We start from the raw sequence: 21,824 nt of genomic DNA on the forward strand, positions 1-21,824 counted from the left end.
TCATTGTCCCCCTCTGTTAAAATCCAGCCTTCAACAGGCCCTCGCGGTACAACTCCCTGTGGGCCCGGTCTTTGAGAGGCACCACAGCAAGCCATTTCTCGACATCGAACTGAGGGTTCAGCTCCAACGCCTTTTTTCGGTGAGAACGCGCCTTTCGACCGTTGCCCATCATCGCCCAGCTTGCGGCCAGAAGTCTGTGCACGGAGGAATGATCCGACATGCGGTCGGTGAAGGCGATCGCGTCCTGAAACTGCGCGCTCAGGAAACTCGCTCCCGCAGCAGCCCAGTAGTAGTCGTCCGGACAGAGCGGGTTGAGCTCGATGGCACGTCTGATCTTGACCAGTCCTTCCTCGGGGCGCGAAGCATGGACAAGAGAATCCGCTTGACTGTAGATCGCATCCGCATAGTGGGGGCTCAATCCTACCGCATGCTCCAGCGCTTCCAGGCTTGCTTCGACATTTCCGAGATAAAGTTCCGTTACCCCCAGTTCGCGATACCCCGAGGCCAGGTCCGGATTGTGATCGATCGCCTGCATGGCGGCCTGACGCGCCCGATCGAGGAGATTGATGTCTCCTCGCGCCGTCATCACCCATTCCATCCAGTATGTTCGCGCCATGCCGCTGGCGGCCGGTGCAAACGTCGAGTGGTCTATAAGCGTTTTGCGAAACGCTGAGCGTGCCCTTCGGACTTCCGGGAGACCGAGCCTGTTCAGGTGTCGAGAGCCTGCAAGATAACCCCTGTAGGCCTCCGGATGAGCCTTATAATCGACGAAGCTTTTTTCGTGGATCTTCAACTGCTCAGAAATCGCACCCGTAATCAATCGCGTTATCGCATTGCGTTCGCTGACAACACTATCGCCACCGATGACAAAACGCTCAGCCCAGATGACGCTGTCCGTCGGGGCAAATACCATCTGCGCAAAAAGGCTGTCGTCGCAAAAGCTGGTATCCACCCAATAGGAGATCGAATGGTTTGCAAGCAGGCTTGCCTTGTCGGGGTCATTCCTGATGCGCTCGGCCGTGTAGGGAGCGACCACCGAGACGTGACGCAGGGCACATAGCTCAATGGTGATATCTTCAATCAAGGCGCTGGCGATATCGGTATGCGTTCCCCGGGGGGGCATCAGTACAAGGCGTGGCAAATTCGCGAACGGCGATTGGATCGCATCGGGCTTAATCGCAGAGGCTCTTTGCGGGACTTCGGTGGGGTAGGCTGGCGCTGTAAGTCTTTGGCTGTTCTTCGGAAGAAGATTTCCGTGGAGGATTTCCTGGAGTTGTTCATCTTCCGGGAACGTTTCCGTCAACGTCAGGGCGGCGTGCTTGGCAAGGCGGCGATGGGAGGCATCCATCTGGGTCGGCCATGCTTCAAGAACGCTGTCGCGCAGTTGGAGAGCAAAAAAATGGCGTTGCCGTTTCAACCAGGCTGCCAATGATGACGGAATGTCGAAACCTTCAAGAAAAACACGACCGATGAAGGTTTCCAGATTAACGAAACGCTCAAGCGGGTTGTCGCCGTCCCTGTCGAAATGATCGATATCGGAGGTCAAAGCCTTGGCGTTCAAATGCACATGTTCAGTGTCGAACGTAAGGGGATTTTCTTCTCCGGCCAACGCGACCTGGCGGATGCGCTCGATCGTCTTTCGCAAACTGGTTTGAGCTGCGTGGGTATCTATGTTGCCGCCTAGCAGCCTGGCTGCCTCAGTCCGACGAAGTTCGCTTTTGCGCTCTACGATAAGATAGGCGAGGAGAACTAGGCCCTTGTGCGGATAGGTCAGGAGGTACCCGTCCTCCGCCGATAAATGAAGCGTCCCAAAAACCGAAAGGTGCAACATTCCCGTGGTTCAGTCCGCTGGATCAGCCGCTTGCGATGATTTCGCCACCGTCTCAATCATCTTGACGATGCTGCGCCGTACACGCTCGTTCTTGATCGCGACAAAAGCTTTGTTTAGTTCCAGTCCGTCCTTCGTATTCACAAAGCCAAATACAGGATCTGCATCCGATAGGGGATCGAAGTCATTGCCCTTGAAACTGGGATCGCCTTCGAAAAAGAAGGGGATTTGCACACCCAAAACCTCGGCAATCCGCGACAGCCGGCTGGATCCGACGCGGTTCGTACCTTTCTCATATTTCTGGACTTGCTGAAACGTAATGCCCAGTTGGTCTGCGAGTTGCACTTGCGTCATCCCGCGAAGCTTGCGCTGCGTGCGAATTCTTACACCGACGTGCACATCAATTGGATTTGGCTCGCGCTTTTGCATTCCAGTTGCCCCCCTCTTATGCCTGTGAAGAATGATCGAAGTGGAGGCGATTTACAACCTGAGCTCGAATTATTTTTGTTTCAAAAGATCTCGATCACGATTAAGGTCCTCTTCTAATGGGCGATAATCAGATGGAACAGGCGCTGACCTCGGCTGAAGCGAAGAGGAGAGTTCATCCAGAGAACAAACTCGACCGCTGACTGTTAGTTCGGTTCTGTCGCAGGCGCGATCTCAGCTTGTGCCGGTTGCGGTGAAGGCTGTGTCATTTCGCTTGCGTTGGATGGAATAGGGGGAGTTTCCACCGCATTTTCCCCATCCTCGTTGACGGCCCCTTGGGTTTGCGCATCGCCACCCTGCATCTGATCCGTACCGAGCGGCTGAAGGCTGACCGTTCCGTCAGCGGCCGCGATCCGCCAAACAGTATTGCCCGCGTCATCCGCTACGAGAAGTGCGCCCGTCCCATCAATGCCGACCCCCACTGGTCGGCCTCTTGCCTTGTCTCCCTGGATGAAACCAGTAACGACATCCTGCGTCTTACCGGACGGACGGCCGTTTTCGAAAGGAATAAACGTCACCCTATAGCCGTTGAAGGCGTGACGGTTCCAACTGCCGTGTTCTCCAATGAAGGCTCCGTTTGAATAGGGGGCCGGCAGGGCCGAATTCAGGGAGAATGCCAGACCGAGCGCGGCAACATGGCTGGAGAGTGCATAGTCCGGCTTGATTGCCTTTTCCACCATATCGGGCCGAGGAGGATGGACGCGCGCGTCAACATGGTTACCATAGTAGCTCCACGGCCAGCCATAGAAGCCGCCGTCCTTGACCGATGTCGCATAATCGGGAACGAGGTTGGGGCCAAGTTCATCGCGTTCGTTGATGACCGCCCAAAGCGCCCCGCTCTCCGGATTGAAGGCAAGGCCGTTCGGATTGCGCAGGCCAGACGCGAAGACGCGGGCGGCCCCGGTTCGGCGATCCACCTGCCAGATCGCCGCGCGGCCCTTTTCAGCCTCCAGTCCGTTTTCGACGATATTGGAATTCGAGCCGACAGAAGCATAAAGAAAGCGGCCATCAGGGCTGAGCGCGAGGTCCTTCGTCCAGTGGTGGTTGATCGGCCCGCCCGGCAGGGGCGTCAGAACTTTTGGCGCCGCGGTGATAGCGGTTTGCCCAAGCGTGTAGGAATAAGCAAGGATCGCGTCGCTGGCCGCAACATAGAGTGTATCGTCGATCCAGGCGAGGCCAAAGGGCGAGTTGAGACCCTTCAGGAGGTCATGGCGCTCATCGACGACGCCATCTCGATTAGCGTCACGCAGCAGCGTAACGATATTGCTTTCCTTTTGGGGACCACCACCATGGGCCATTGCCATGATCCAGCCGCGAATAATATCCTTCGGCCTCGACTTCGGCTCGCCCTCCGGGGGGCGCGATTGAACAACGAGCACATCGCCATTGGGCAAGGTATGAACCGTGCGTGGGTTGGCGAGATCTTTTGCGTAAGCGGTTATCTTCAACCCCTTCGGTACGGCCGGCGTCTCGTTTTCCTTCCAGCCAACCACCTCGGCAATCTTCGTGTCCGGAAGCAGTTCTGTCGACGGCTCTGGGAGGACGGGATCGGGGCCTATTTGTTGATCCGTGTCGAAATCCTCCGGAGCCTGATTGCAGCCGGCGATTGCCAGTGTCGAGGTCGCGGCAAGCACGAAAACCGACGAGCGAATGTAGAGGGAGATCATGACATTCTCCAATTCAAGGCGCGCTCGGAACGGGCCGCAAAGACAAGCGTCAGAAGGATGACGAGAAAGGTGCCAGCCGAGAGCGCCAGGCCGTTTGGCACAACCGCCGTCCAGCCGTCGCCGGCGTGAACCAGGCTATTGAGAACAGCGAGCGCAAGAACGATCAAAAAGCCGGTGATTTCGGCGAACCCTGGTCGGGAGATACGAGTAGAGGGACGCAGAAGATCGATAATACCTGCTAAGACCGCGAGTGAACCGCCGACGAGTCCAGCGAAAAGGAGCCAGGCGGAAAAGTTCTGCCACATAAGGTTGGCTGTCTGCCAAAACAAGATGTCGGTGGCGAGCGTCAACGTAAAACAGACGAAGGGGATGGGCACGAACAATCTCTGGAGAGGATAGCCAATGGAATGCGTCTGCGAGCTTTGCATGGGATATCCTCTGCGCAATCGGAGCCAGTATAGCCTTACGGCTGAGCCAACAATTTGTTCCAAGCGGATGTGTTAATTCCGTGAGAGCGTGCTGTAATAGGCTGCGAGCGCCTTTATGTCCTCGATGCTCAGGCCTGTCGCCGCCTTCGTCATGATCTCCGCGAAGGGACCGCCGCCGCGCGTTCCGGCTTTAAACAGGCGAAGCTGGTTTTGGAGATAAGGTGCAGATTGTCCGGCAAGCTGGGGATAAGCGGGGTTGGCGCCTGTCCGATCATGACAGGCCGTGCATGCGGGTATACCGCGTTCCCTGTCACCCAACTGCGCGAGCGTTTTTCCGCGCTCGACTGATGTGCCATCGATTTGGTCCGTCAAAGGTTGGTTCGCATAAAGCATCGCCAGTTTCTGTCGATCCTCTTGCGCCACCTGCGAGAGTGCGGCCCGCATGACCCCGCTCGGGCGCCTTCCGGAAACAAATGCTTCGAGACTATCGCGAAGGTAGGCTTCTGATTGGCCGGAAAGGCGAGGGATCAAGCTGTCCCGGTCAAGCCTTTCGGAAGAATGGCAGCCCTCGCAGGTTTGCAAAACACGGGCGAAATCTCTTGACTGGGTAGCTGAAAAGCCGGCAAGGCGGCGGTAGGTGTCGCTGTCGATCTGTGGGTACGCGCGCAGGAAGGCTACCATCGCCCAGACCTCATCGTCCCGGTTCGGCGCGGGCCATGCAGGCATGCCGGTATAGCGCACCCCATGCCTAACGATCTCGAAAAGCTCCGCGTCGCTCCAGCTTCCGGAAACCTCGTTCATGTCGGGTGGTGGTGGCAGCATGTTTTGCGCGGCGACCGGGGGCGGCAAGGCGGGAGAGCCGTGACAGCCGGCGCAGCCAATTTCGTAATGACCGGCGGCCAGTGGTAGCATTGCGGGCGTGAATGCGGGAGGCTCCTTCCCAAGCGAGGCGGTGCGTACGGATGATCGCATGACCCAATGCAGGAACCAGTCCGTGACCCGCCAGTGGCCGGTGCTGGCTCGGACATCCAGAAGGCCGGCCCATGCAAAAAGCACGCCCGCGGCAGCCAGGGCCAGAAGAGCTGCGGAGATCCGTTTCCAATCCAACGTCATCGACAGCGCTCCGATGGTGCAGGCTTCAGAATGTCCGCCAGCAGAACGACGGCGCCAAGCAAGTAGGCAGCGGCCCCGACCATCAACATCACTATGCCGCCAAGCTGCTGGTCGGCTTCCCAACTGAGCGTGATGCCCAGACAGGTCACATCACCTGCACCGTAGAGCGGGCGGGGAGCGAGCGTCAGCAGGACGCCAAGCAATGTCATATGGATCGAGGTGAACAGCAGGCCGATGATGCCCGCGAGCCGGCCAGATCCTTCTGCCTGCGGGCGAAAGCACGCGGACCAGAGAAGCACGCCGGCAAGGAGGAAGCTTGCCTGCTCGGCGAGCATCGCATCGGTGCGCGTTTCCGCTAGCGTTCTCATGACCGGTACATGCCAGACCCAGACTATGAGCAATTCGATAATCGAAGCCAAGATCGGCCCGGATTTGCCGAGACGGCAGGAGGGGTCACGGCGGCGGCCGCTGATTGCCACCGCAAGTAAGGGTGCCCCGATGGCGACCGTCGTCATATGCACGAGCATATGGGCAACCAGCGAGCCGCTGGTCCAACTCAGGGCTAAGAGCACGAGGGCAAGCAGGAGCGCGGCAAAGCCGACAATGAGGGGCGCGGTTTTCATCGGGCACAGACCTCAATGAACAGAAGCGGGACAGAAACGAAGATGACCGCAACAAAACTGAGGCCCGAGAGCAAGAGCGTCGCAAAACCTTGAAACAACAATCGGTCTTGTCGGGTGGGCGCATCGTGGGGCGGATCGCCACTGCCGAAGCCCCATTGGCGCCATGAAAGCCAAGCTGCAACCAGGATCGCGGCAAGCGCCACCGCGGTCATGGCAAAAAGGCTCAGGCGCAGCGTTCCAAACGAAAAGGACACCTGCGATGCCTTGGCGCAGTAGACTGCCGCCGCAATATAACAGGCGAGGAAATGGAGCGCCCAGACAACTGGTCCAGTGAACAAGGTCCAGAGCGTTTCCACTTCCTTCGGAATGAGCCGCATCAACTCACCTCCGGAAACAAACCGAGTACCCCGAAGGACGTCAGGGCCGTGATGACGAGGAAGTGCCAGTAGAGTACGACATTGCGCAGATCGGCATCGTAGTTTGCCGTCAATCGCCCCGTAAAACTCCCGGCCAGACAGTACAGCTGCATGATGATCGCGACGAGGCCGTGGAGAACCGTCCAGAGGCAAATCACCCAGACGATCGCCGGATAGACATGAACGGTCGGCTGCATCCTGTGCAACGTTGGGCCAGCCAGCCCGGCAAGGCAGGCTGCGAGCGTGACAAAGACGGAACAAAACAGGCAGAGCCGTGCGAGCCGCAAACGATCTTTTGCATTGGCATGACGGGCCAGCAGCATGACAAGCCAGGCAATGGCAAAAAGCGCGACCGCCGCGAGCGGCCACACAACCCCCGGGCCGGGCAAGCCTGCGGTGAAATCGGGGTGGATCGTCCAGTAGAAGAAATAGCCGAACATCAGGCTGGCGAAGGCCGTTCCGTCTCCCGCCATGGTGATGAACATCGCCCACCAGCCGACAGAGGCCGGTCCGGATGCATAGACCGGTAGCGTTACGCCGAGGCCGATATCCCTTTCGTTTCGTTCTGGGATTTCACTGGTTCCCGTCCAAAGCCAGATCAGAATGGTGCCAAGCGTCACGATCCCGAAGAGCACCGTCAGCAGCCACCAGTGGAAGGTGAGCGCGATGAAGACGCCGCCCAACGAGAATGCCGAGACGATGGTGAGATAGGAGGTACCCCCGACGCGCAGGCATTGTAGCGGCTCGGCATCGAGCACCGATGTTACAAGCGTTTCCCGTCGTCCATCCTGAGCGTCAGGAAGATAAAAACGGCCCTTCTTAATATCCTCGATCAGCCCCGGCTGATCCCAGAGCGGGTAGCGGCTGCTGATGATCGGGATAGAGCGCACGCCCCAGTTTTCCTCCGGTTCGCTGATCCACTCTAGCGTACCCGCATTCCAAGGGTTCATTTCTGCTTCGGGTTTCCGGCTCTTGGGGCGAAGGATGTCGATGACAATCAACGCAACGCCGCTAGCGAAGATAAAAGCGCCGACGGTGGAGATCAGGTTCAGGAGATCCCAGCCGACCTCGGCAGGGTAGGTAAAAACCCGGCGTGGCATGCCGCGAAGGCCAGTCAGGTGCATGGGGAAGAAGCCAGTGTTGAATCCGATGAACATCAGCCAGAACGCTATGCGGCCAATTCTGTCGGACAGCTTTCGGCCATCGATCAGCGGGTAGTAGTAATAGATTCCGGCGACCACCGGGAACAGCATGCCGCCGATCAGAACATAGTGCAGATGGGCGACGACGAAATAGGTGTCGTGCGCCTGCCAGTCGAAGGGCGCGAGCGCCACCATGACGCCGGTCAACCCGCCAATGACGAAAATTGCAAGTCCGCCCGCCCCAAACAGCATGGGCAATGAAAAGATCACCCGCCCCGCCAGCATTGTGGCGATGAAGACGAAGATCTGCACGCCGGTTGGGATGGCCACGGCTTCGGACGCCGCGGAAAAGAAGGCCAACGAAATCTGCGGCAGGCCGGTGGTGAACATGTGGTGCACCCAGAGGCCGAAGCTGAGAAAACCGGTGCCGACGGCCGCAAGCACAATCCAGGAGTAACCGACGATGGGTCGCTGAGCGAAGGTCGGAACGATCATCGCCATTAGGGCGATGGCTGGCAGGAAGATGATATAAACCTCCGGATGACCGAAAATCCAGAAGAGGTGTTGCCAGAGAAGCGGATCGCCGCCGCGCTCCGCATCGAAGAACGGCCAGTCAAACATCCTTTCCATTTCGAAGAGTATGTCGCCGGCGATCAGCGGCGGAAAGGCAAACAAGATCATTCCTGCGACGATTAAGAGATACCAGGCAAATAAAGGCATCATGTTGATGCGCATGCCGGGTGCGCGGCACTTCATGATGCCGACGATAAGCTCGACAGCCGCAGCGATGGAGGCGACCTCGATGAAGGACAGGCCGAGCAGCCAGATATCCGCTCCGATGCCCGAATATTCCTTGTCGGTCGCAAGCGGCGGATACATGAACCAGCCCGAATTGGGAGCCGCGTTGAAAAAAATTGAGCCGCAGACGAAGACGCCACCGAGTGCGAAACTCCAGAAACCGAATGCAGATAGCCGAGGGAAGGGCAGTTCGCGGGCTCCCAGCATCGAGGGCAAAAGGAAGATGGCCACGGCCTCGAAGATCGGCACGGCAAACAGAAACATCATCACCGTGCCGTGGAGCGTGAAGGCCTGATTGAAGAGGTCGGCGGACAGAAAGTCATTGTCCGGAACGGCAAGCTGCAGACGGACGAGGAGAGCAAGAACGCCAGCGAACAGCATAAAGATGAAGGCGGCTGATCCGTACCATAGGCCGATCTGGGTGTTGTTTACCGAAGTCCAGTAGCGCCATCCCTTCGGGTTGGCCCAGACGCGGCGCAGTTCGTCTTCCTGCGTCTCTGCCATGTCTTTCGAGGTTGTGCCGTTTGTCATTTTAGCCCCCCGAGATAGCGGGCCATCTCATCGATCTCCTGCTGAGGCAGCATGTCGAAGGCCGGCATTTTTGCGCCAGGCTTGACGGAGATGGGAGACCGGATGAAGCGGGCGATATTCTCCACCGTGTTGTCAAGCGTTCCGGCGCCGATGGATTGGCGAGCCCCAACCAGGGTGAGGTCCGGCGCGGTTGCGCCGCCGCTTTCCTCACCGCGAAGCGAATGACAGCCGAGACATCCGTGGCGACGAATCAACGCCTGGCCAATGTCGGTGGTTCTTTCGTGGCCGGCGATTTGGCGATGCCGCCATGCCTCGAATTCTTTCCGCTCCATGACGACGACTGAAAAAGCCATGTAGGCATGGGAGGTGCCGCAGAATTCGGCGCAAGGCCCCCGGTAGGTTCCGGTGCGTTTGGGCGTGAGTGTCAGGAAATTGGTCCTGCCGGGGATCATATCCATCTTGCCCCCAAGCGCAGGAATCCAGAATGAATGTATGACATCCGTCGCATCAAGCGCAAAAGTCGCCGGCTGACCTACAGGCAAGCGAATTTCATTGGCGGTCTCGAAGGGCGGGTCGCCATTTGTCCCAAGATACCGAACGCGCCACCAGAACTGCTTCGCTGTCACCTCGATCACCCCTTCTTTTTGGATGGCGGGGTTCCAAGGCCGGATTGCCGGCATCAACCACATGGCATAGCCGAGCAGACCGAGCAGCACGATGACCGGAAAGGCGACGCCACCCCAACTGATAAGGGCGTTGGCACGCTCCGGCGTCCATGAGTTTGCTCGATGCCGCGCAGCGTAGATAAAGAGAGCCGTAACACTGACCCATATCAAGGCGCCACCGGCGACCATAACGACGAACAGGCGATAGACCGCTTCCGCCTCGTCTCCGGCGGGATCGAGTGCGGATTGCTGGCCCGTGCAGCCCACGAGAATAAGCGCGGTAAAGGGAAAAAGACTTCGCAGGATAGTTGGAGCCTCCTTCGCTGGACGTCTTACCCTGCGATATGGAGCGGGGTAGCGTACTGACAAGACCGTCTTGAGCACAGTTTGCGGATGAGGGCATGACCTGGTCGCTCAGTCCCAGCATCTGATGTGCTCATCCATCAGGGAAGTCCGTCGATCTCCCCCGGGAACAAACCTCCAGCCTCGCAGTTGCGTGAGATGAACCTTCATCAGCAACATCGTCTCGCCGGAGTGCTCCATGCCGAAAAAAACCGCCGTAAAATCTGCCGCGTCAAAAGCAGAAACCGTCACAATCCACGACCAAAAACTGCAGCGAGGGGCCGGCGGGGAGCTTCATCAAATTGCTGAGGGGGATACACCGATCCTGACGACATCCCAAGGGGGACCGGTTTCCGACGATCAGAACACCCTTCGCGTGGGTGCCCGCGGCCCGGCGCTGATAGACGACTTCCATTTCCGTGAGAAAATCTTCCACTTCGACCATGAGCGAATTCCTGAGCGGGTGGTGCATGCTCGGGGTTACGGCGCCCACGGGTTTTTCGAGACCTACGATTCACTGGCAGCCTACACACGGGCCGACCTTTTCCAGCGGCCGGGGGAAAAGACGCCGGTGTTCGTTCGGTTCTCGACGGTCGCGGGCAACAAGGGCTCCGCGGATCTCGCGCGCGATGTGCGCGGCTTTGCTGTTAAGTTCTACACGCAGGAAGGCAATTGGGACCTAGTCGGAAACAACATTCCGGTTTTCTTTATCCAGGACCCGATCAAGTTCCCCGATGTCGTCCACGCCGCCAAGCAGGAGCCGGACCGTGCCTTCCCGCAAGCACAGACCGCTCACGACAACTTCTGGGACTTCATCTCGCTGACGCCTGAGAGCATGCACATGATCATGTGGATCATGTCGGACCGCACCATCCCGCGTTCCTTCCGCTTCATGGAAGGGTTCGGCGTTCATACCTTCCGGTTCGTCAATGCCAAGGATCAATCGACCTTCGTCAAGTTTCACTGGAAGCCAAAACTGGGCCTGCAATCCGTCGCCTGGAACGAGGCGGTTAAAATCAATGGCGCAGACCCGGACTTCCACCGGCGCGATCTCTGGCAGTCGATCCAGTCCGGCAACTTTCCGGAATGGGAACTGTGCGTCCAACTGTTCGACCAGGACTTTGCCGATAGCTTCGACTTCGACATCCTGGACCCAACAAAGATCATTCCTGAGGAAGTGTTGCCGGTACAGCCGATCGGTCGTTTGGTCCTCGATCGGATGCCGGACAACTTCTTCGCTGAAACGGAGCAGGTTGCGTTCATGACCCAGAACGTGCCGCCCGGGATCGACTTCAGCAATGATCCTCTTCTGCAAGGTCGCAATTTCTCCTACCTCGACACGCAGCTCAAGCGTCTGGGTGGACCAAACTTCACGCACCTTCCGATCAATGCGCCGAAATGTCCGTTCCACAATTTCCAGCAGGACGGCCACATGGCGATGCGAAATCCCGTCGGCCGAACGAACTACCAGCCGAACTCGCGCAATGAAGGCCCTAGGGAGTCGCCGCTGAAGGGCTACCGGCATTTTCCGGCTGAAGAACAAGGTCCGAAGATCCGTCTCCGCCCGGAAAGCTTTGCCGATCATTACAGTCAGGCGCGTCAGTTCTACATCAGTCAGACGCCGCCCGAGCAGCGGCATATCGCAATGGCGCTCACCTTCGAACTCAGCAAAGTCGAAGCGGTGGTCATTCGTGAACGCATGGTCGCGCATCTGATGAACATCGATGAGACGCTGGCAACGACAGTTGCACAAAAGCTGGGCTTCCAGTCCATGCCGAAACCGGCCGATGCGGCCATGCCGACCCGTCAGGACCTGGAGCCTTCGCCAGCGCTGAGCATCGCCGAACGCGGTCCCCAGCGATTTGAAGGCCGCAAACTCGGGATCCTGATCACGGACGGCGTCGATGCTAAGCTTTTGAAAGGCTTGAGCGCGGCCATCACCAAAGCGAATGCTGTATTCGAACTGATCGCCCCGAAGGTTGGTGGCGTTACGGCATCCGACGGCTCGTTCATCGAAGCGCATCACATGATCGACGGTGGGCCGTCCGTCCTGTTTGATGCGGTGGCAATCCTGTCATCGACCGCTGCGATCGACGATTTGGTAAAGGAGGCGACAGCCCGAGATTTTGTCGCTGACGCTTTCCAGCACTGCAAGTACATCGGCTACGACCCATCGGCACTCCCCCTCATGGAAAAGGCTGGAATCGCAGATGCTTTGGACGAAGGCGTCCTTGCTTTGCCAGGCGAGGAAGGACTTTCGGCGTTCGTCACCGAGCTTGGCAAACTGCGCGTTTGGGGTCGCGAACCATCCGTGAAACTCGGCAAAGCCTCGCCACCAATCAAGGGGTGAGTGCCGCCCAGGTCACTGTTCCGTGCCGGCGTTCCTCAACATCGGCGGGGCCTCTATGCAAGGTCGGCGTCGTCGGCGCGGACCTTGCAAGCGGGCTCTTCGACGCCGCGCAGCGGCCGATGGCCGGGGTTTGTTCCGCAAAACTGTTACGTGACAGTGGATTCTGTTGAACTGGAAATCGAGCCGAACAGCGGGCACAGCATTTCGCAGACGGGGCCGAAAATGCTGTGCCCCTTCTTCATCGGACATTGCCGAGTTCGACGAGCCCTCAGTCAGTCGGTTTCCCGGGCTTTCAGATCTTTCGCCTGTGATTTGCGAAGGTCCGTCATGATGTCGATGACGGTCGAAGCCGGGGATTCCCGGCCTTGCCGCCCCTCGTAGCGTTCATATTGTCAGCCTGGGGGACATATCGTCAGCATGGGGGACCAGCGCTGCTGTCCTGCGATATAGCTTGTGCGCCTAGGCGCCTTTAGCAAACGACGACGGCGTCCTCACCATCTCAAGCAAGACAGCTTTTTGCGCTGGTCAATAATGAGCTTGGAATACAACGGTCCGTGTTTGCCTTTATAGCGGACCGGATAATGTGACATTCGCGGAACCTTTAGCGGCTGCCTTGGTTCAAAATCGAGATCACGGCGTGTCAATCGGACGTGACGGGGATGGTGAACGCAGCGGTTTTTCCGATTTCTCGCTGCGGGCAACGAAACGCCAGGCGAGCGTCTAACCTGTCCGTCGTGATCTCATCCCATGGAAGGAATCCACATGATTGATCCACCGACCAAGCAGCCAGGAGATCCCACACGCACGGTCGAGCTCAACCAAACCGTAGATTACGCCGTCCAATTGCTTCTCGAGGAAGCGCATCTTGTCGGATGGCAGCGCATCGAGTTCCTCACTGCAATCATGGAGGCCGCCAGCGCGCAACTTTCGGCGCTGGAACCGGAGGGTGGATGATTATCAGAGGGTCACCCAGGAACTTCACAAGGAGACGAAAATGAGCAAGCGGGAATTGATAGATACCGGGACTGACAAGCGGTATGTTCGTCGGGATGAGGATGGAAAATTCAAGGAATCCGTTGATGTCGGGCGCTCGCTGTCCGCCGACAAACGCCGAAGCGCTGCCCATGATGCAAAGCCGGGTGAAGGTGACAAGGGCGATCACAAGCGGTGACCCGTGAAGATTGCGACCTATAACGTCAATGGCGTAAACGGCCGGCTGGATGTGCTGCTCCGCTGGCTGGCCGAAGCTTCTCCAGATATCGTATGCCTTCAGGAGTTGAAGGCTCCCGACAACAAGTTTCCGATCCAGGCTATCGAGCAAGCAGGATATGGTGCGGTCTGGCATGGGCAGAAGTCTTGGAATGGCGTTGCAATTTTGTCGAAAGGCGGGGAGCCGTTGCTCACCCGAAAAGGCCTTCCAGGCGATTTTGAAGCATCCCAAAGCCGATATATCGAAGCTGCCGTTGCCGGAATGGTGATCGGCTGTCTCTATCTTCCAAATGGCAACCCATATCCGGGGCCCAAGTTCGAATACAAACTTGAGTGGTTCAACCGGCTGACAGATTATGCAGCAGAACTTTTGGAACTTGAGGTTCCTGTCGTCCTTGCTGGCGATTTCAACGTCATGCCGACAGAGCTCGACGTTTACAAGCCCGAACGCTGGACTGATGACGCTTTGTTTCGCATCGAGGTTCGCGAAGCATATTGGCGCTTGGTCAGCCAGGGTTGGACGGATGCCTTGCGAGAATTGCATCCGGGCGAGCGCATCTACACTTTCTGGGACTATTTTCGAAATGCATTTGGTCGGGATGCCGGTCTGCGGATCGATCACTTCCTGTTAAGCCCGGGTGTTGCGACCTGGCTGGTGAAGGCTGAGGTCGACCGGAAGGTCCGGGGCTGGGAGCATACCAGCGACCATGCGCCGGCATGGATTGAATTATCTGATAGGCCGATCAGAAGGAGGAAACACAATGGCTGAGGATTGGAGAGCCAAACTGCGTCTCGACCTTGAGGACCTTGTCGATGAAGCCGTCGTGAGCGGGGTGGAGCAGGCAGATGTTTTTGCGGCGATTGAGGAAGAACTCTCTCGTCTGCGTCGAGCACTTGATCACGATCCGGACCCTGCTGATGATACTACCATGCGTGTTGTCGATGACCCCGCCAATGACTGGCCCGGCGCAACCTGATCGTTCGCATTTTATTAAGTTTGTTCGCAAAGAGTCATGGCGACGGGACGATCTAAATCCGGATCGACGAGTTTAATTCGGACTTGCAGAAGGAAACGGCCATGTGCTCTCGTACCGTTCTCATTGTTGAAGACGAACCGCTTATCAGAATGATGCTTGCCGACGCGCTCTGCAACGAGGGCTATTCGGTCATTGAAGCCGCAACCGCACTGGAGGCAATTGCCGTTCTAGGGACCAAGGAAGTTCGCGCAGTGGTCACTGACATCGACATGCCGGGCGGGCTGAGCGGCCTTGATCTAACACGTTATGTGGCCTCGTACCGCAAGGGACTTCCTGTGATCGTCACGTCCGGCGGGCATCTTCTGAGGCAGGAGGAGCTTCCAGACAACGCTCGGTTCATAGCGAAGCCATACAAACTGCGCCAAATCCTCGACATGCTGCTTGAGATACTCGCGGCTGGCGCAAGCGCCGAGGCCAACGTCAGTCGTCTTCGTGTAGCCTAAAACCCAGCACGGCGCCCGAAAGCGAAGGGCGCCAGTGCCGTTGGACAACTCGTGCCCGAAACGGTTTTGAGCGAACGTCGACGGTCACCGTAAACTCAGGCCAGCAGGTCGGCGAGAGCCTTATGTTGGGAAACCGCGCGTTTCAGCGATGGGACGGTGTCGTTGCCTTCTCGAAACAGATTTATGATGACGGCGGCGGCCAGGCTGACATCTGGACTGCCTTTTGGCAGCCCGTGGGTCACGCGCCACTCCTCCAGCACAGTGTCGACAACTTCCAACTCCGCTGGGCCAAAAGTCGTTTCAAAAAATGCACGCATGACAGTCTATCGATACTCCCGTTTGACCGCCACCATTTGGGCTGGCTTTTGCAGCCTTCAAGGGCAGTGGACGACAAAAAGGGAGTCACCCCAGACATTTAGTGAAAAAATTTTAGTTCGCTGATTCACCTTATGATTTCTCAAATTTTTCAGGTTTTTTCGAAAAGCAGACGGTTTGGCGAGACTTGACTCTTGTCACGCTACGGAACAGAAAGTGAACATCTGCATTCAAGGGACATGAAGTCCACGAACAACACGCGCCTATGGAGGTCCGTGAACAATGACGCATGCCCGGCGCTCAAGGGTTATCGATGACCTGCGAGACAGGATCGCGCATCTGGAAGGCGGTGCTTCCCGCAAGCAGCTCGTCCTTCCGTTTGGCGTGCCCGAGATTGATCAACGTCTTCCGGGTGGCGGCATCGCGTGCGGCGCGCTGCATGAAGTCGCAGGCGGTGGCTCGGGCACCGTCGATGGTGCCGCGGCCTCGCTGTTTGCAGCGGGAATTGCGGCGCGCTCGAAGGGCAAAATCCTCTGGTGCCTGACGAGGCCCGACTTGTTTGCGCCAGCGCTGTCGCAGGCGGGGCTTCACCCGGACCGCGTTGTCTACTGTGAAGGCGACAAGGAAGAGGATGTACTCGCGTCTCTGGAAGAAGGGCTATCTTTCGGCGGGCTCGGCGCGGTTGTCGGAGAACTGGTACGGCTTCCAATGACAGCATCGCGTCGTCTTCATCTTGCCGCGGAGCGGACGGGAACCATCGGACTGGTCGTGCGCCGATGGCGGCGGCAGACGGAGGCTTCGGACTACGGCAATCCGACGGCATCGGCGACCCGATGGAGGCTGAGTGTGTTGCCGTCGGAACCATTGCCAGTCGCAGGGGTGGGAAGGGCTAGGTGGCTGGCGGAATTGATGCGTGTGAAGGCGGGTGAGTGCGCCGAGTTTGAAATTGGAGCTCCCGATGCCAAGGGTCGTATCTGTCTACTTCCCGTATCTCGCGACGGATCGAATACGAAAGCATGGAGGGGGAGCCGTGCCGGCTGACCAGCCTCTCGTCGTCGTATCGAAGAGCGGTTCCAAACGCTGGATTTCGGCCGCTGACACTGCTGCACGTAAGCTTGGCCTGAAGACCGGAATGCCCGCCAGCAAGGCTCAGGCGATGGTCGCCAACCTGAACATGGTCGATGCCGATCCTGTGGCCGACGCGGCCGCCGTGGAGCGCCTGGCGCTTTGGGCTTTGCGGCAATACAGCCCGGTCGTAGCCGTCGATGGATTAGACGGAATTGTCCTGGACACGGAGGGTGCGGACCACCTGCAGGGTGGCGAAGACCTCCTGCTTTCCGGAATGGTCAACAAGCTCAGAGGACTAAGGCTGACAGCCCGCGCGGCGGTCGCCGATACCTGGGGTGCGGCTCATGCCATCGCCCGGTTAACGTCTGCGGAAACAACAGTGGTGCCGAAGGGTGATGTCGCCAAGATTGTCGTCGGTTTGCCTATTCATTGCTTGCGACTTCCAGCGGACACGATCCAAGGCCTGAGAGTGATGGGTATAGAAACCGTCGGTGAGTTGTCCGCCATGCCGCGCGCACCGCTGACATTGCGTTTCGGGAACGAGGTGGGCAGACGGCTCGACCAGATGTTCGGCCGTGTCGCCGAGCCGATCGAGCCGTTGCGCACGCCTGAGCTGGTCGAGGTGTCCCGAAACTTTCAGGAACCGATCGGTGCTGCAGAGACCATCGCCAAATATGTTGGCAAGCTCGTCGTCCAGTTAAGCGCCAGGCTCGAGGAGCGCGGCCTTGGCGTTCGGCGTTCTGACCTCGTCATCCACCGCGTCGACAACACAAGGCAATCCGTCCGCGCCGGCCTGCAGAAACCCGTGCGCGATCCCCGCCGCCTGACCAGACTCCTCTGCGACCAGATCGAAAAGATCGACCCCGGCTTTGGGATCGAGAAAATGGCCCTGACAGCCGTCATGGCCGAGCCGCTGTCAGAGAAGCAGATAGCTTCGTCCCTGATTGAGGAAGCGGTCCTCGATGTCACGCCGCTCGTCGACATCCTCGGCAACCGCGGACAACGCCTCTATCGCATGACACCGGTTGCTTCCGATGTCCCGGAACGATCGCTGCGACGCATCGGGCCAACAGACGACGAAACCGGAGCAGATTGGGCTGTGAATTGGCCGAGACCGTCGCGTCTGCTGCCGTACCCGGAGCCGATTGAAACTCTCGCCGTCCTGCCTGACCAGCCCCCTGTCTTGCTCACCTGGCGGGGCAGAAGACGTCGAATCCTTCGCGCCGATGGGCCTGAACGCATTTTCGGGGAGTGGTGGATCAGGCCACGCGAGATGCAGGCTGTCCGGGACTATTTCGTTGTCGAAGACGAGCGCGGCGAACGTCTGTGGGTTTTCCGGGCGGGCGATGGCGTCGACACCGAAACAGGATCGCACCGGTGGTTCTTGCACGGGGTCTTCGGGTGATGCGCTACAGCGAGCTCCAGGTTACGACGCACTTCAGCTTCCTGCGTGGGGCAAGCTCGTCAGACGAACTGTTCGGGACCGCAGCCGCGCTCGGCATCGATGCCATCGGGGTTGTGGATCGTAATTCACTGGCCGGGATCGTGCGTGCCTGGGAAGCTGCCAAGACAACCGGCGTTCGATTGGTCGTCGGTTGTCGTCTCGATCTGTCAGACGGCACCTCGCTTCTCGTCTACCCGAGCGACCGCGCGGCCTATTCGCGACTCACACGGCTTCTGTCCCTTGGGAAATCGAGAGGTGGCAAGGGCAAATGCATCCTCGATCTCAGCGATGTTGAATCCTACGCCGATGGATTGATCGCGATCCTCGTTCCTGATGAGGCTGATGATCTCTATGCGAGCCAGCTCCGCAAAATAGCCTCGATCTTTGGCGACCGCGCCTATGTAAGCCTTTGCCTGCGACGCCGGCCGAACGACAGGTTGCGTCTTCACAAGCTGGCTAACATAGCCGCGCGATATCAGGTGAAGACGGTTGTCACCAACGATGTGCTGTTTCATGAGCCCGGTCGCCGGCAGTTGCAGGACGTCGTGACCTGCATTCGGAACAGGACCACGATCGATGATGTCGGCTACGACCGTGAGCGCCACGCCGATCGGTTCCTCAAGGCCCCAGAGGAAATGCATCGCTTGTTTCCGGATTATCCGGAAGCGCTTGCAAGGACACGCGAGATTGTCGATCGCTGCCGGTTCGACATGGGCGAGTTGCAATACCAGTACCCCGAAGAGGCTATCGTTCCCGGTCTCGATGCGCAGCAGTCCCTGACCAAATTCGCCTGGGAAGGGGCCGCGCTCCGTTACCCAGACGGAATTCCCGACGAAGTCCGCAAGGCCATCCTGCACGAGCTCGAACTGATCCGGATCATGAAATACGCGCCGTATTTCCTGACGGTGTTCAGCATCGTCCGTTTCGCGCGGTCAAAAGGAATTTTGTGCCAGGGGCGCGGATCGGCCGCGAACTCTGCCGTGTGCTACTGCCTCGGCATCACCAGCATCAATCCTGAAACGGGCGACCTGCTGTTCGAGCGGTTTGTGTCTATGGAAAGAAACGAGCCGCCGGATATTGATGTCGACTTTGAGCACAATCGGCGCGAAGAGGTCATTCAGTGGATTTACGAGACCTATGGCCGAAGCCGGGCTGCGCTCTGTTCAACGGTAACGCGCTATCGCGCAAAGGGAGCATTGCGAGACGTTGGAAAAGCGCTGGGGCTGCCCGAAGATGTCATCACCCAGTTGTCGTCTGGTATCTGGGGCTGGTCAGAAGGCGTTGGAGAAAAGCAGGTCAGGGAGAACAATCTCAACGCCACGGATTATCGTCTCAAACTTGCTCTGGAACTCGCCTCCCAACTGATGGGTTTTCCCCGTCATCTCGGGCAACACCCTGGCGGGTTTGTGCTGACCCAGGACAGGCTCGACGACCTCGTTCCGATCGAGCCGGCGGCGATGGATGACCGCCAGGTTGTCGAATGGGACAAGGACGATATCGAGGCTCTGAAATTCATGAAGGTCGACGTGCTGGCCCTCGGCATGTTGTCCTGCATGGCGCGGTCGTTCGAACTCCTTGCTGAGCACAAGGCACTGCCGATGGGCTTAGCCGACGTTCCGCAAGAGGACGCGCGCACCTACGCGATGATCCGAAAGGCCGACACACTTGGCACATTCCAGATCGAGAGTCGGGCTCAGATGGCGATGCTGCCGCGGCTGAAGCCCAGAACATTTTACGATTTGGTTGTGCAGGTCGCGATCGTCCGGCCCGGTCCAATCCAGGGCGACATGGTCCATCCGTATCTCCGCCGGCGTGAGGGCACGGAGAAAGTCGAATACCCGACACCCGAGCTTGAAGCGGTTCTCGGCAAGACACTCGGTGTGCCGCTGTTTCAGGAATCCGCGATGAAGGTTGCGATGGTTTGCGCAGGATTTACCGCAGGCGAAGCCGACCAGTTGCGACGCGCCATGGCCACCTTCAAATTCACCGGGGGCGTCTCAAAATTCAAGGACAAGCTCGTCAGCGGGATGGTGGCGAACGGGTATAATAGAGAGTTCGCCGAGCGGACCTTCACGCAGCTCGAAGGATTCGGCAGCTACGGCTTCCCTGAAAGTCACGCGGCATCGTTCGCGCTCATCGCCTACGCATCATCATGGGTCAAATGCTGGCACCCTGATGTCTTCTGCGCAGCACTGATCAACTCCCAGCCGATGGGTTTCTACAGCGTTGCGCAGATCGTCACTGATGCTCGTAGCCACGGCGTCGAAGTCAGGCCCGTCTGCGTCAATGCTTCCCGATGGGATTGCACGATGGAACGGATCGGAACCAGCGACCGTTTCGCGGTCAGACTTGGGATGCGCGTGGTCAAAGGGCTCGCTCAGAGCGACGTGGCGCGGATCGTCCTGGCCCGCACCGACCAGCCGTTCGAAAGCGCAGATGACATGTGGCGGCGTTCCGGTGTGCCGACGGCATCTCTTGTAAAGCTGGCCGAGGCAGACGCATTTCTGCCGTCCTTACGGTTGGAACGCAGACAGGCTCTTTGGGACATCAAGGCCCTGCGGGACGAACCGCTGGAACTCTGGGCCGCGGCAGCAGAACGGGAGGCAAAAACCCTTTCCGAAATGCGGGAGCCGGAGGTTCATTTGAAATCGATGGCGGAGGGCCGGGAGGTCGTTGAGGACTACGCTCATACGGGCTTGACCCTTAGAGCTCACCCGATGTCATTCCTGCGGCGCGACCTGACGGCGAAGCGCGTCGTCACCTGTGCAGAGGCCATGGGGGAGCGGGACGGCCGGTGGCTGTGGACAGCGGGCTTGGTTCTCGTGCGGCAACGACCGGGCTCGGCAAAAGGTGTGATGTTCCTCACGCTGGAAGACGAAACGGGCATTGTGAACGCAGTTGTTTGGCCCAATCTGTTTGAGAAACAGCGCCGCATCCTGATGTCTGCTACGATGATGGGGATTCATGGTAAAATCCAACGCGAAGGGGAAGTCGTACACCTTGTGGCACAGAGATTGTTCGACTTCTCGGCCGATCTCTCCCAAATCGCCGGACGCGATGGCGATTTCCCGCTGCCTTTCGGACGTGGGGATGAAGTCAAGCATGGCGGTGGTCCTGATCCCCGAGACAAACCAAAGCCTGCAGTGCAAGCACGCGATATCTATATCCCTGACTTGCACATCGATACGCTGCGCCTGAAGTCTCGAAATTTCCACTGAGGAGGCTTACGTGTCCCGTCTGTACGCAGTCACCCGAAAGCTCGAAGACATCGTTACGCATTTTAACATTGATGTTCATCGCGCGGACGAAATCCCAAGCGAGACGATCGAGGGCGGTCCAGGATTGATTGTTCTAGAAAAAGACGGACTGCGTTTGCTGAAATCCGTTACGTGGGGTTTTCCACGGCGGACCCGGGAGATGCTGAAAGACGGAGAACCTCCCGGTCGCATCGGCCTGGTGGCCGATCTGACCAACCCGCTTTGGGACCGCATTGTTGTCGAGCCGAAGTACCGTTGTCTGATCGTTCTGACGCATTTCGCGAACCCAGATGGTGTCAAGGGATCAAAGACCAGAACCTGGTTTTCGCACCACCGTCAGCCATTGATGGCCTGGGCTGGGTTCGTTCGCAACACAGCCGAATTCGGCCCCGTGTTTGCCGGCATGACGATGACGGCAAACGAGAAGATCAAACCGCTCAACGACCGCATGCCGGTTCTGCTGAAACCGGAGGAATACGAACGCTGGCTTCATGGATCGATTCAGGATGTCATCGCGTTTCAATTCAGAAAGCCGCCAGCCTCTGAAGAGTTTGAAGTCTTACAGACACGCGATCGATGGCAGAGCGGTACCCCGCCGCCGCAGGCTTTTCGCCGCCGCGACAAGGTGATTATTTAGTCGTATCCCAGAAGGAGAGGTCTTG

General features: G+C 58.3%; 20 protein-coding genes. 10 read left to right on the forward strand and 10 right to left on the reverse strand.

What is annotated here, in order from left to right:
* Positions 1-16: 16 nt before the first annotated feature.
* The 9 genes from BLX89_RS20810 to coxB all read right to left on the reverse strand — a co-directional run bounded on the left by BLX89_RS20810 (position 17) and on the right by coxB (position 9,964).
* Positions 17-1,645 (reverse strand): tetratricopeptide repeat protein, encoded by a 1,629-nt coding sequence (locus BLX89_RS20810; RefSeq protein ID WP_083637782.1) that lies wholly within the window; start codon positions 1,643-1,645, stop codon positions 17-19.
* 195 nt (positions 1,646-1,840) lie between these two features.
* Positions 1,841-2,257 (reverse strand): helix-turn-helix domain-containing protein, encoded by a 417-nt coding sequence (locus BLX89_RS20815; RefSeq protein ID WP_075292889.1) that lies wholly within the window; start codon positions 2,255-2,257, stop codon positions 1,841-1,843.
* A 203-nt stretch (positions 2,258-2,460) separates the two neighbouring features.
* A complete protein-coding gene (locus BLX89_RS20820) occupies positions 2,461-3,981 on the reverse strand; it encodes a PQQ-dependent sugar dehydrogenase (RefSeq protein WP_075292890.1) in 1,521 nt (506 codons plus the stop codon).
* Positions 3,978-4,409: a DUF2231 domain-containing protein gene (locus tag BLX89_RS20825; RefSeq protein WP_075292891.1), complete on the reverse strand. Its 432-nt coding sequence runs from the start codon at positions 4,407-4,409 to the stop codon at positions 3,978-3,980. Before BLX89_RS20825 ends, BLX89_RS20820 begins: the two co-directional genes overlap by 4 nt.
* 72 nt (positions 4,410-4,481) lie before the next feature.
* The gene (locus tag BLX89_RS20830) at positions 4,482-5,522 is read right to left on the reverse strand and encodes a c-type cytochrome (RefSeq protein WP_075292892.1); all 1,041 of its coding nucleotides are present in this window, start codon (positions 5,520-5,522) and stop codon (positions 4,482-4,484) included.
* Positions 5,519-6,145 (reverse strand): cytochrome c oxidase assembly protein, encoded by a 627-nt coding sequence (locus BLX89_RS20835; RefSeq protein WP_075292893.1) that lies wholly within the window; start codon positions 6,143-6,145, stop codon positions 5,519-5,521. The genes BLX89_RS20830 and BLX89_RS20835 overlap by 4 nt, the downstream gene beginning before the upstream one ends.
* Positions 6,142-6,522 (reverse strand): hypothetical protein, encoded by a 381-nt coding sequence (locus BLX89_RS20840; RefSeq protein WP_075292894.1) that lies wholly within the window; start codon positions 6,520-6,522, stop codon positions 6,142-6,144. Before BLX89_RS20840 ends, BLX89_RS20835 begins: the two co-directional genes overlap by 4 nt.
* Positions 6,522-9,032, reverse strand: coding sequence for a cytochrome c oxidase subunit I (gene ctaD / locus BLX89_RS20845; protein ID WP_075292895.1), 2,511 nt, complete (start codon positions 9,030-9,032; stop codon positions 6,522-6,524). Before ctaD ends, BLX89_RS20840 begins: the two co-directional genes overlap by 1 nt.
* Entirely contained in the window at positions 9,029-9,964 is a 936-nt protein-coding gene (gene coxB / locus BLX89_RS20850) for a cytochrome c oxidase subunit II (protein ID WP_245292886.1), read from the reverse strand. Before coxB ends, ctaD begins: the two co-directional genes overlap by 4 nt.
* Before the next feature lie 274 nt (positions 9,965-10,238).
* Between coxB and katE the strand changes: the two genes are divergently transcribed.
* The 6 genes from katE (at position 10,239) to BLX89_RS20880 (ending at position 15,078) form a co-directional block, all read left to right on the forward strand.
* A complete protein-coding gene (gene katE, locus BLX89_RS20855; RefSeq protein WP_075292896.1) occupies positions 10,239-12,389 on the forward strand; it encodes a catalase in 2,151 nt (716 codons plus the stop codon).
* A 762-nt stretch (positions 12,390-13,151) separates the two neighbouring features.
* Positions 13,152-13,343, forward strand: coding sequence for a hypothetical protein (locus BLX89_RS20860; protein ID WP_075292897.1), 192 nt, complete (start codon positions 13,152-13,154; stop codon positions 13,341-13,343).
* Between the two features lie 40 nt (positions 13,344-13,383).
* Positions 13,384-13,560 carry a hypothetical protein gene (locus BLX89_RS20865; protein ID WP_143523711.1) on the forward strand — a complete coding sequence of 59 codons (177 nt, stop codon included), beginning with the start codon at positions 13,384-13,386 and terminating at the stop codon, positions 13,558-13,560.
* Between the two features lie 3 nt (positions 13,561-13,563).
* Positions 13,564-14,367: an exodeoxyribonuclease III gene (xth, locus tag BLX89_RS20870; RefSeq protein ID WP_075292899.1), complete on the forward strand. Its 804-nt coding sequence runs from the start codon at positions 13,564-13,566 to the stop codon at positions 14,365-14,367.
* A complete protein-coding gene (locus tag BLX89_RS20875; protein ID WP_075292900.1) occupies positions 14,360-14,575 on the forward strand; it encodes a hypothetical protein in 216 nt (71 codons plus the stop codon). The genes xth and BLX89_RS20875 overlap by 8 nt, the downstream gene beginning before the upstream one ends.
* Before the next feature lie 101 nt (positions 14,576-14,676).
* On the forward strand, positions 14,677-15,078 hold the full coding sequence (locus tag BLX89_RS20880) for a response regulator (protein ID WP_075292901.1): 402 nt from the start codon (positions 14,677-14,679) through the stop codon (positions 15,076-15,078).
* Between the two features lie 95 nt (positions 15,079-15,173).
* On the opposite strand, the gene BLX89_RS20885 is transcribed toward BLX89_RS20880, so the two are convergent.
* Positions 15,174-15,395: a hypothetical protein gene (locus BLX89_RS20885; protein WP_075292902.1), complete on the reverse strand. Its 222-nt coding sequence runs from the start codon at positions 15,393-15,395 to the stop codon at positions 15,174-15,176.
* Between the two features lie 280 nt (positions 15,396-15,675).
* Here BLX89_RS20885 and BLX89_RS20890 point away from each other — a divergent pair, with 280 nt between their 5' ends.
* The 4 genes from BLX89_RS20890 to BLX89_RS20905 are packed head-to-tail and all read left to right on the forward strand — an operon-like array spanning position 15,676 to position 21,799.
* Complete coding sequence (locus tag BLX89_RS20890; RefSeq protein ID WP_075292903.1) at positions 15,676-16,434, forward strand: ImuA family protein; 759 nt, start codon at positions 15,676-15,678, stop codon at positions 16,432-16,434.
* The gene (locus BLX89_RS20895) at positions 16,352-17,866 is read left to right on the forward strand and encodes a Y-family DNA polymerase (RefSeq protein WP_198935179.1); all 1,515 of its coding nucleotides are present in this window, start codon (positions 16,352-16,354) and stop codon (positions 17,864-17,866) included. The genes BLX89_RS20890 and BLX89_RS20895 overlap by 83 nt, the downstream gene beginning before the upstream one ends.
* Positions 17,866-21,123: an error-prone DNA polymerase gene (locus tag BLX89_RS20900; protein WP_075292905.1), complete on the forward strand. Its 3,258-nt coding sequence runs from the start codon at positions 17,866-17,868 to the stop codon at positions 21,121-21,123. The genes BLX89_RS20895 and BLX89_RS20900 overlap by 1 nt, the downstream gene beginning before the upstream one ends.
* Before the next feature lie 10 nt (positions 21,124-21,133).
* Positions 21,134-21,799 carry an SOS response-associated peptidase family protein gene (locus BLX89_RS20905; protein ID WP_075292906.1) on the forward strand — a complete coding sequence of 222 codons (666 nt, stop codon included), beginning with the start codon at positions 21,134-21,136 and terminating at the stop codon, positions 21,797-21,799.
* Positions 21,800-21,824: the final 25 nt, after the last annotated feature.

Source organism: Pararhizobium arenae, from assembly GCF_001931685.1.
Classification (GTDB): Bacteria; Pseudomonadota; Alphaproteobacteria; order Rhizobiales; family Rhizobiaceae; genus Pararhizobium; species Pararhizobium arenae.

What these genes read in the sequence shown, in the direction of transcription:
- BLX89_RS20900 (WP_075292905.1), top strand. Translation starts at nt 17,866, where the DNA reads ATGCGCTACAGCGAGCTCCAGGTTACGACGCACTTCAGCTTCCTGCGT.
- BLX89_RS20825 (WP_075292891.1), bottom strand. Translation starts at nt 4,409, where the DNA reads ATGCAAAGCTCGCAGACGCATTCCATTGGCTATCCTCTCCAGAGATTG.
- BLX89_RS20835 (WP_075292893.1), bottom strand. Translation starts at nt 6,145, where the DNA reads ATGAAAACCGCGCCCCTCATTGTCGGCTTTGCCGCGCTCCTGCTTGCC.
- BLX89_RS20820 (WP_075292890.1), bottom strand. Translation starts at nt 3,981, where the DNA reads ATGATCTCCCTCTACATTCGCTCGTCGGTTTTCGTGCTTGCCGCGACC.
- BLX89_RS20895 (WP_198935179.1), top strand. Translation starts at nt 16,352, where the DNA reads ATGCCAAGGGTCGTATCTGTCTACTTCCCGTATCTCGCGACGGATCGA.
- BLX89_RS20890 (WP_075292903.1), top strand. Translation starts at nt 15,676, where the DNA reads ATGACGCATGCCCGGCGCTCAAGGGTTATCGATGACCTGCGAGACAGG.
- katE (WP_075292896.1), top strand. Translation starts at nt 10,239, where the DNA reads ATGCCGAAAAAAACCGCCGTAAAATCTGCCGCGTCAAAAGCAGAAACC.
- BLX89_RS20860 (WP_075292897.1), top strand. Translation starts at nt 13,152, where the DNA reads ATGATTGATCCACCGACCAAGCAGCCAGGAGATCCCACACGCACGGTC.
- BLX89_RS20875 (WP_075292900.1), top strand. Translation starts at nt 14,360, where the DNA reads ATGGCTGAGGATTGGAGAGCCAAACTGCGTCTCGACCTTGAGGACCTT.
- BLX89_RS20815 (WP_075292889.1), bottom strand. Translation starts at nt 2,257, where the DNA reads ATGCAAAAGCGCGAGCCAAATCCAATTGATGTGCACGTCGGTGTAAGA.
- ctaD (WP_075292895.1), bottom strand. Translation starts at nt 9,032, where the DNA reads ATGACAAACGGCACAACCTCGAAAGACATGGCAGAGACGCAGGAAGAC.
- BLX89_RS20840 (WP_075292894.1), bottom strand. Translation starts at nt 6,522, where the DNA reads ATGCGGCTCATTCCGAAGGAAGTGGAAACGCTCTGGACCTTGTTCACT.
- BLX89_RS20885 (WP_075292902.1), bottom strand. Translation starts at nt 15,395, where the DNA reads ATGCGTGCATTTTTTGAAACGACTTTTGGCCCAGCGGAGTTGGAAGTT.
- BLX89_RS20830 (WP_075292892.1), bottom strand. Translation starts at nt 5,522, where the DNA reads ATGACGTTGGATTGGAAACGGATCTCCGCAGCTCTTCTGGCCCTGGCT.
- BLX89_RS20865 (WP_143523711.1), top strand. Translation starts at nt 13,384, where the DNA reads ATGAGCAAGCGGGAATTGATAGATACCGGGACTGACAAGCGGTATGTT.
- BLX89_RS20880 (WP_075292901.1), top strand. Translation starts at nt 14,677, where the DNA reads ATGTGCTCTCGTACCGTTCTCATTGTTGAAGACGAACCGCTTATCAGA.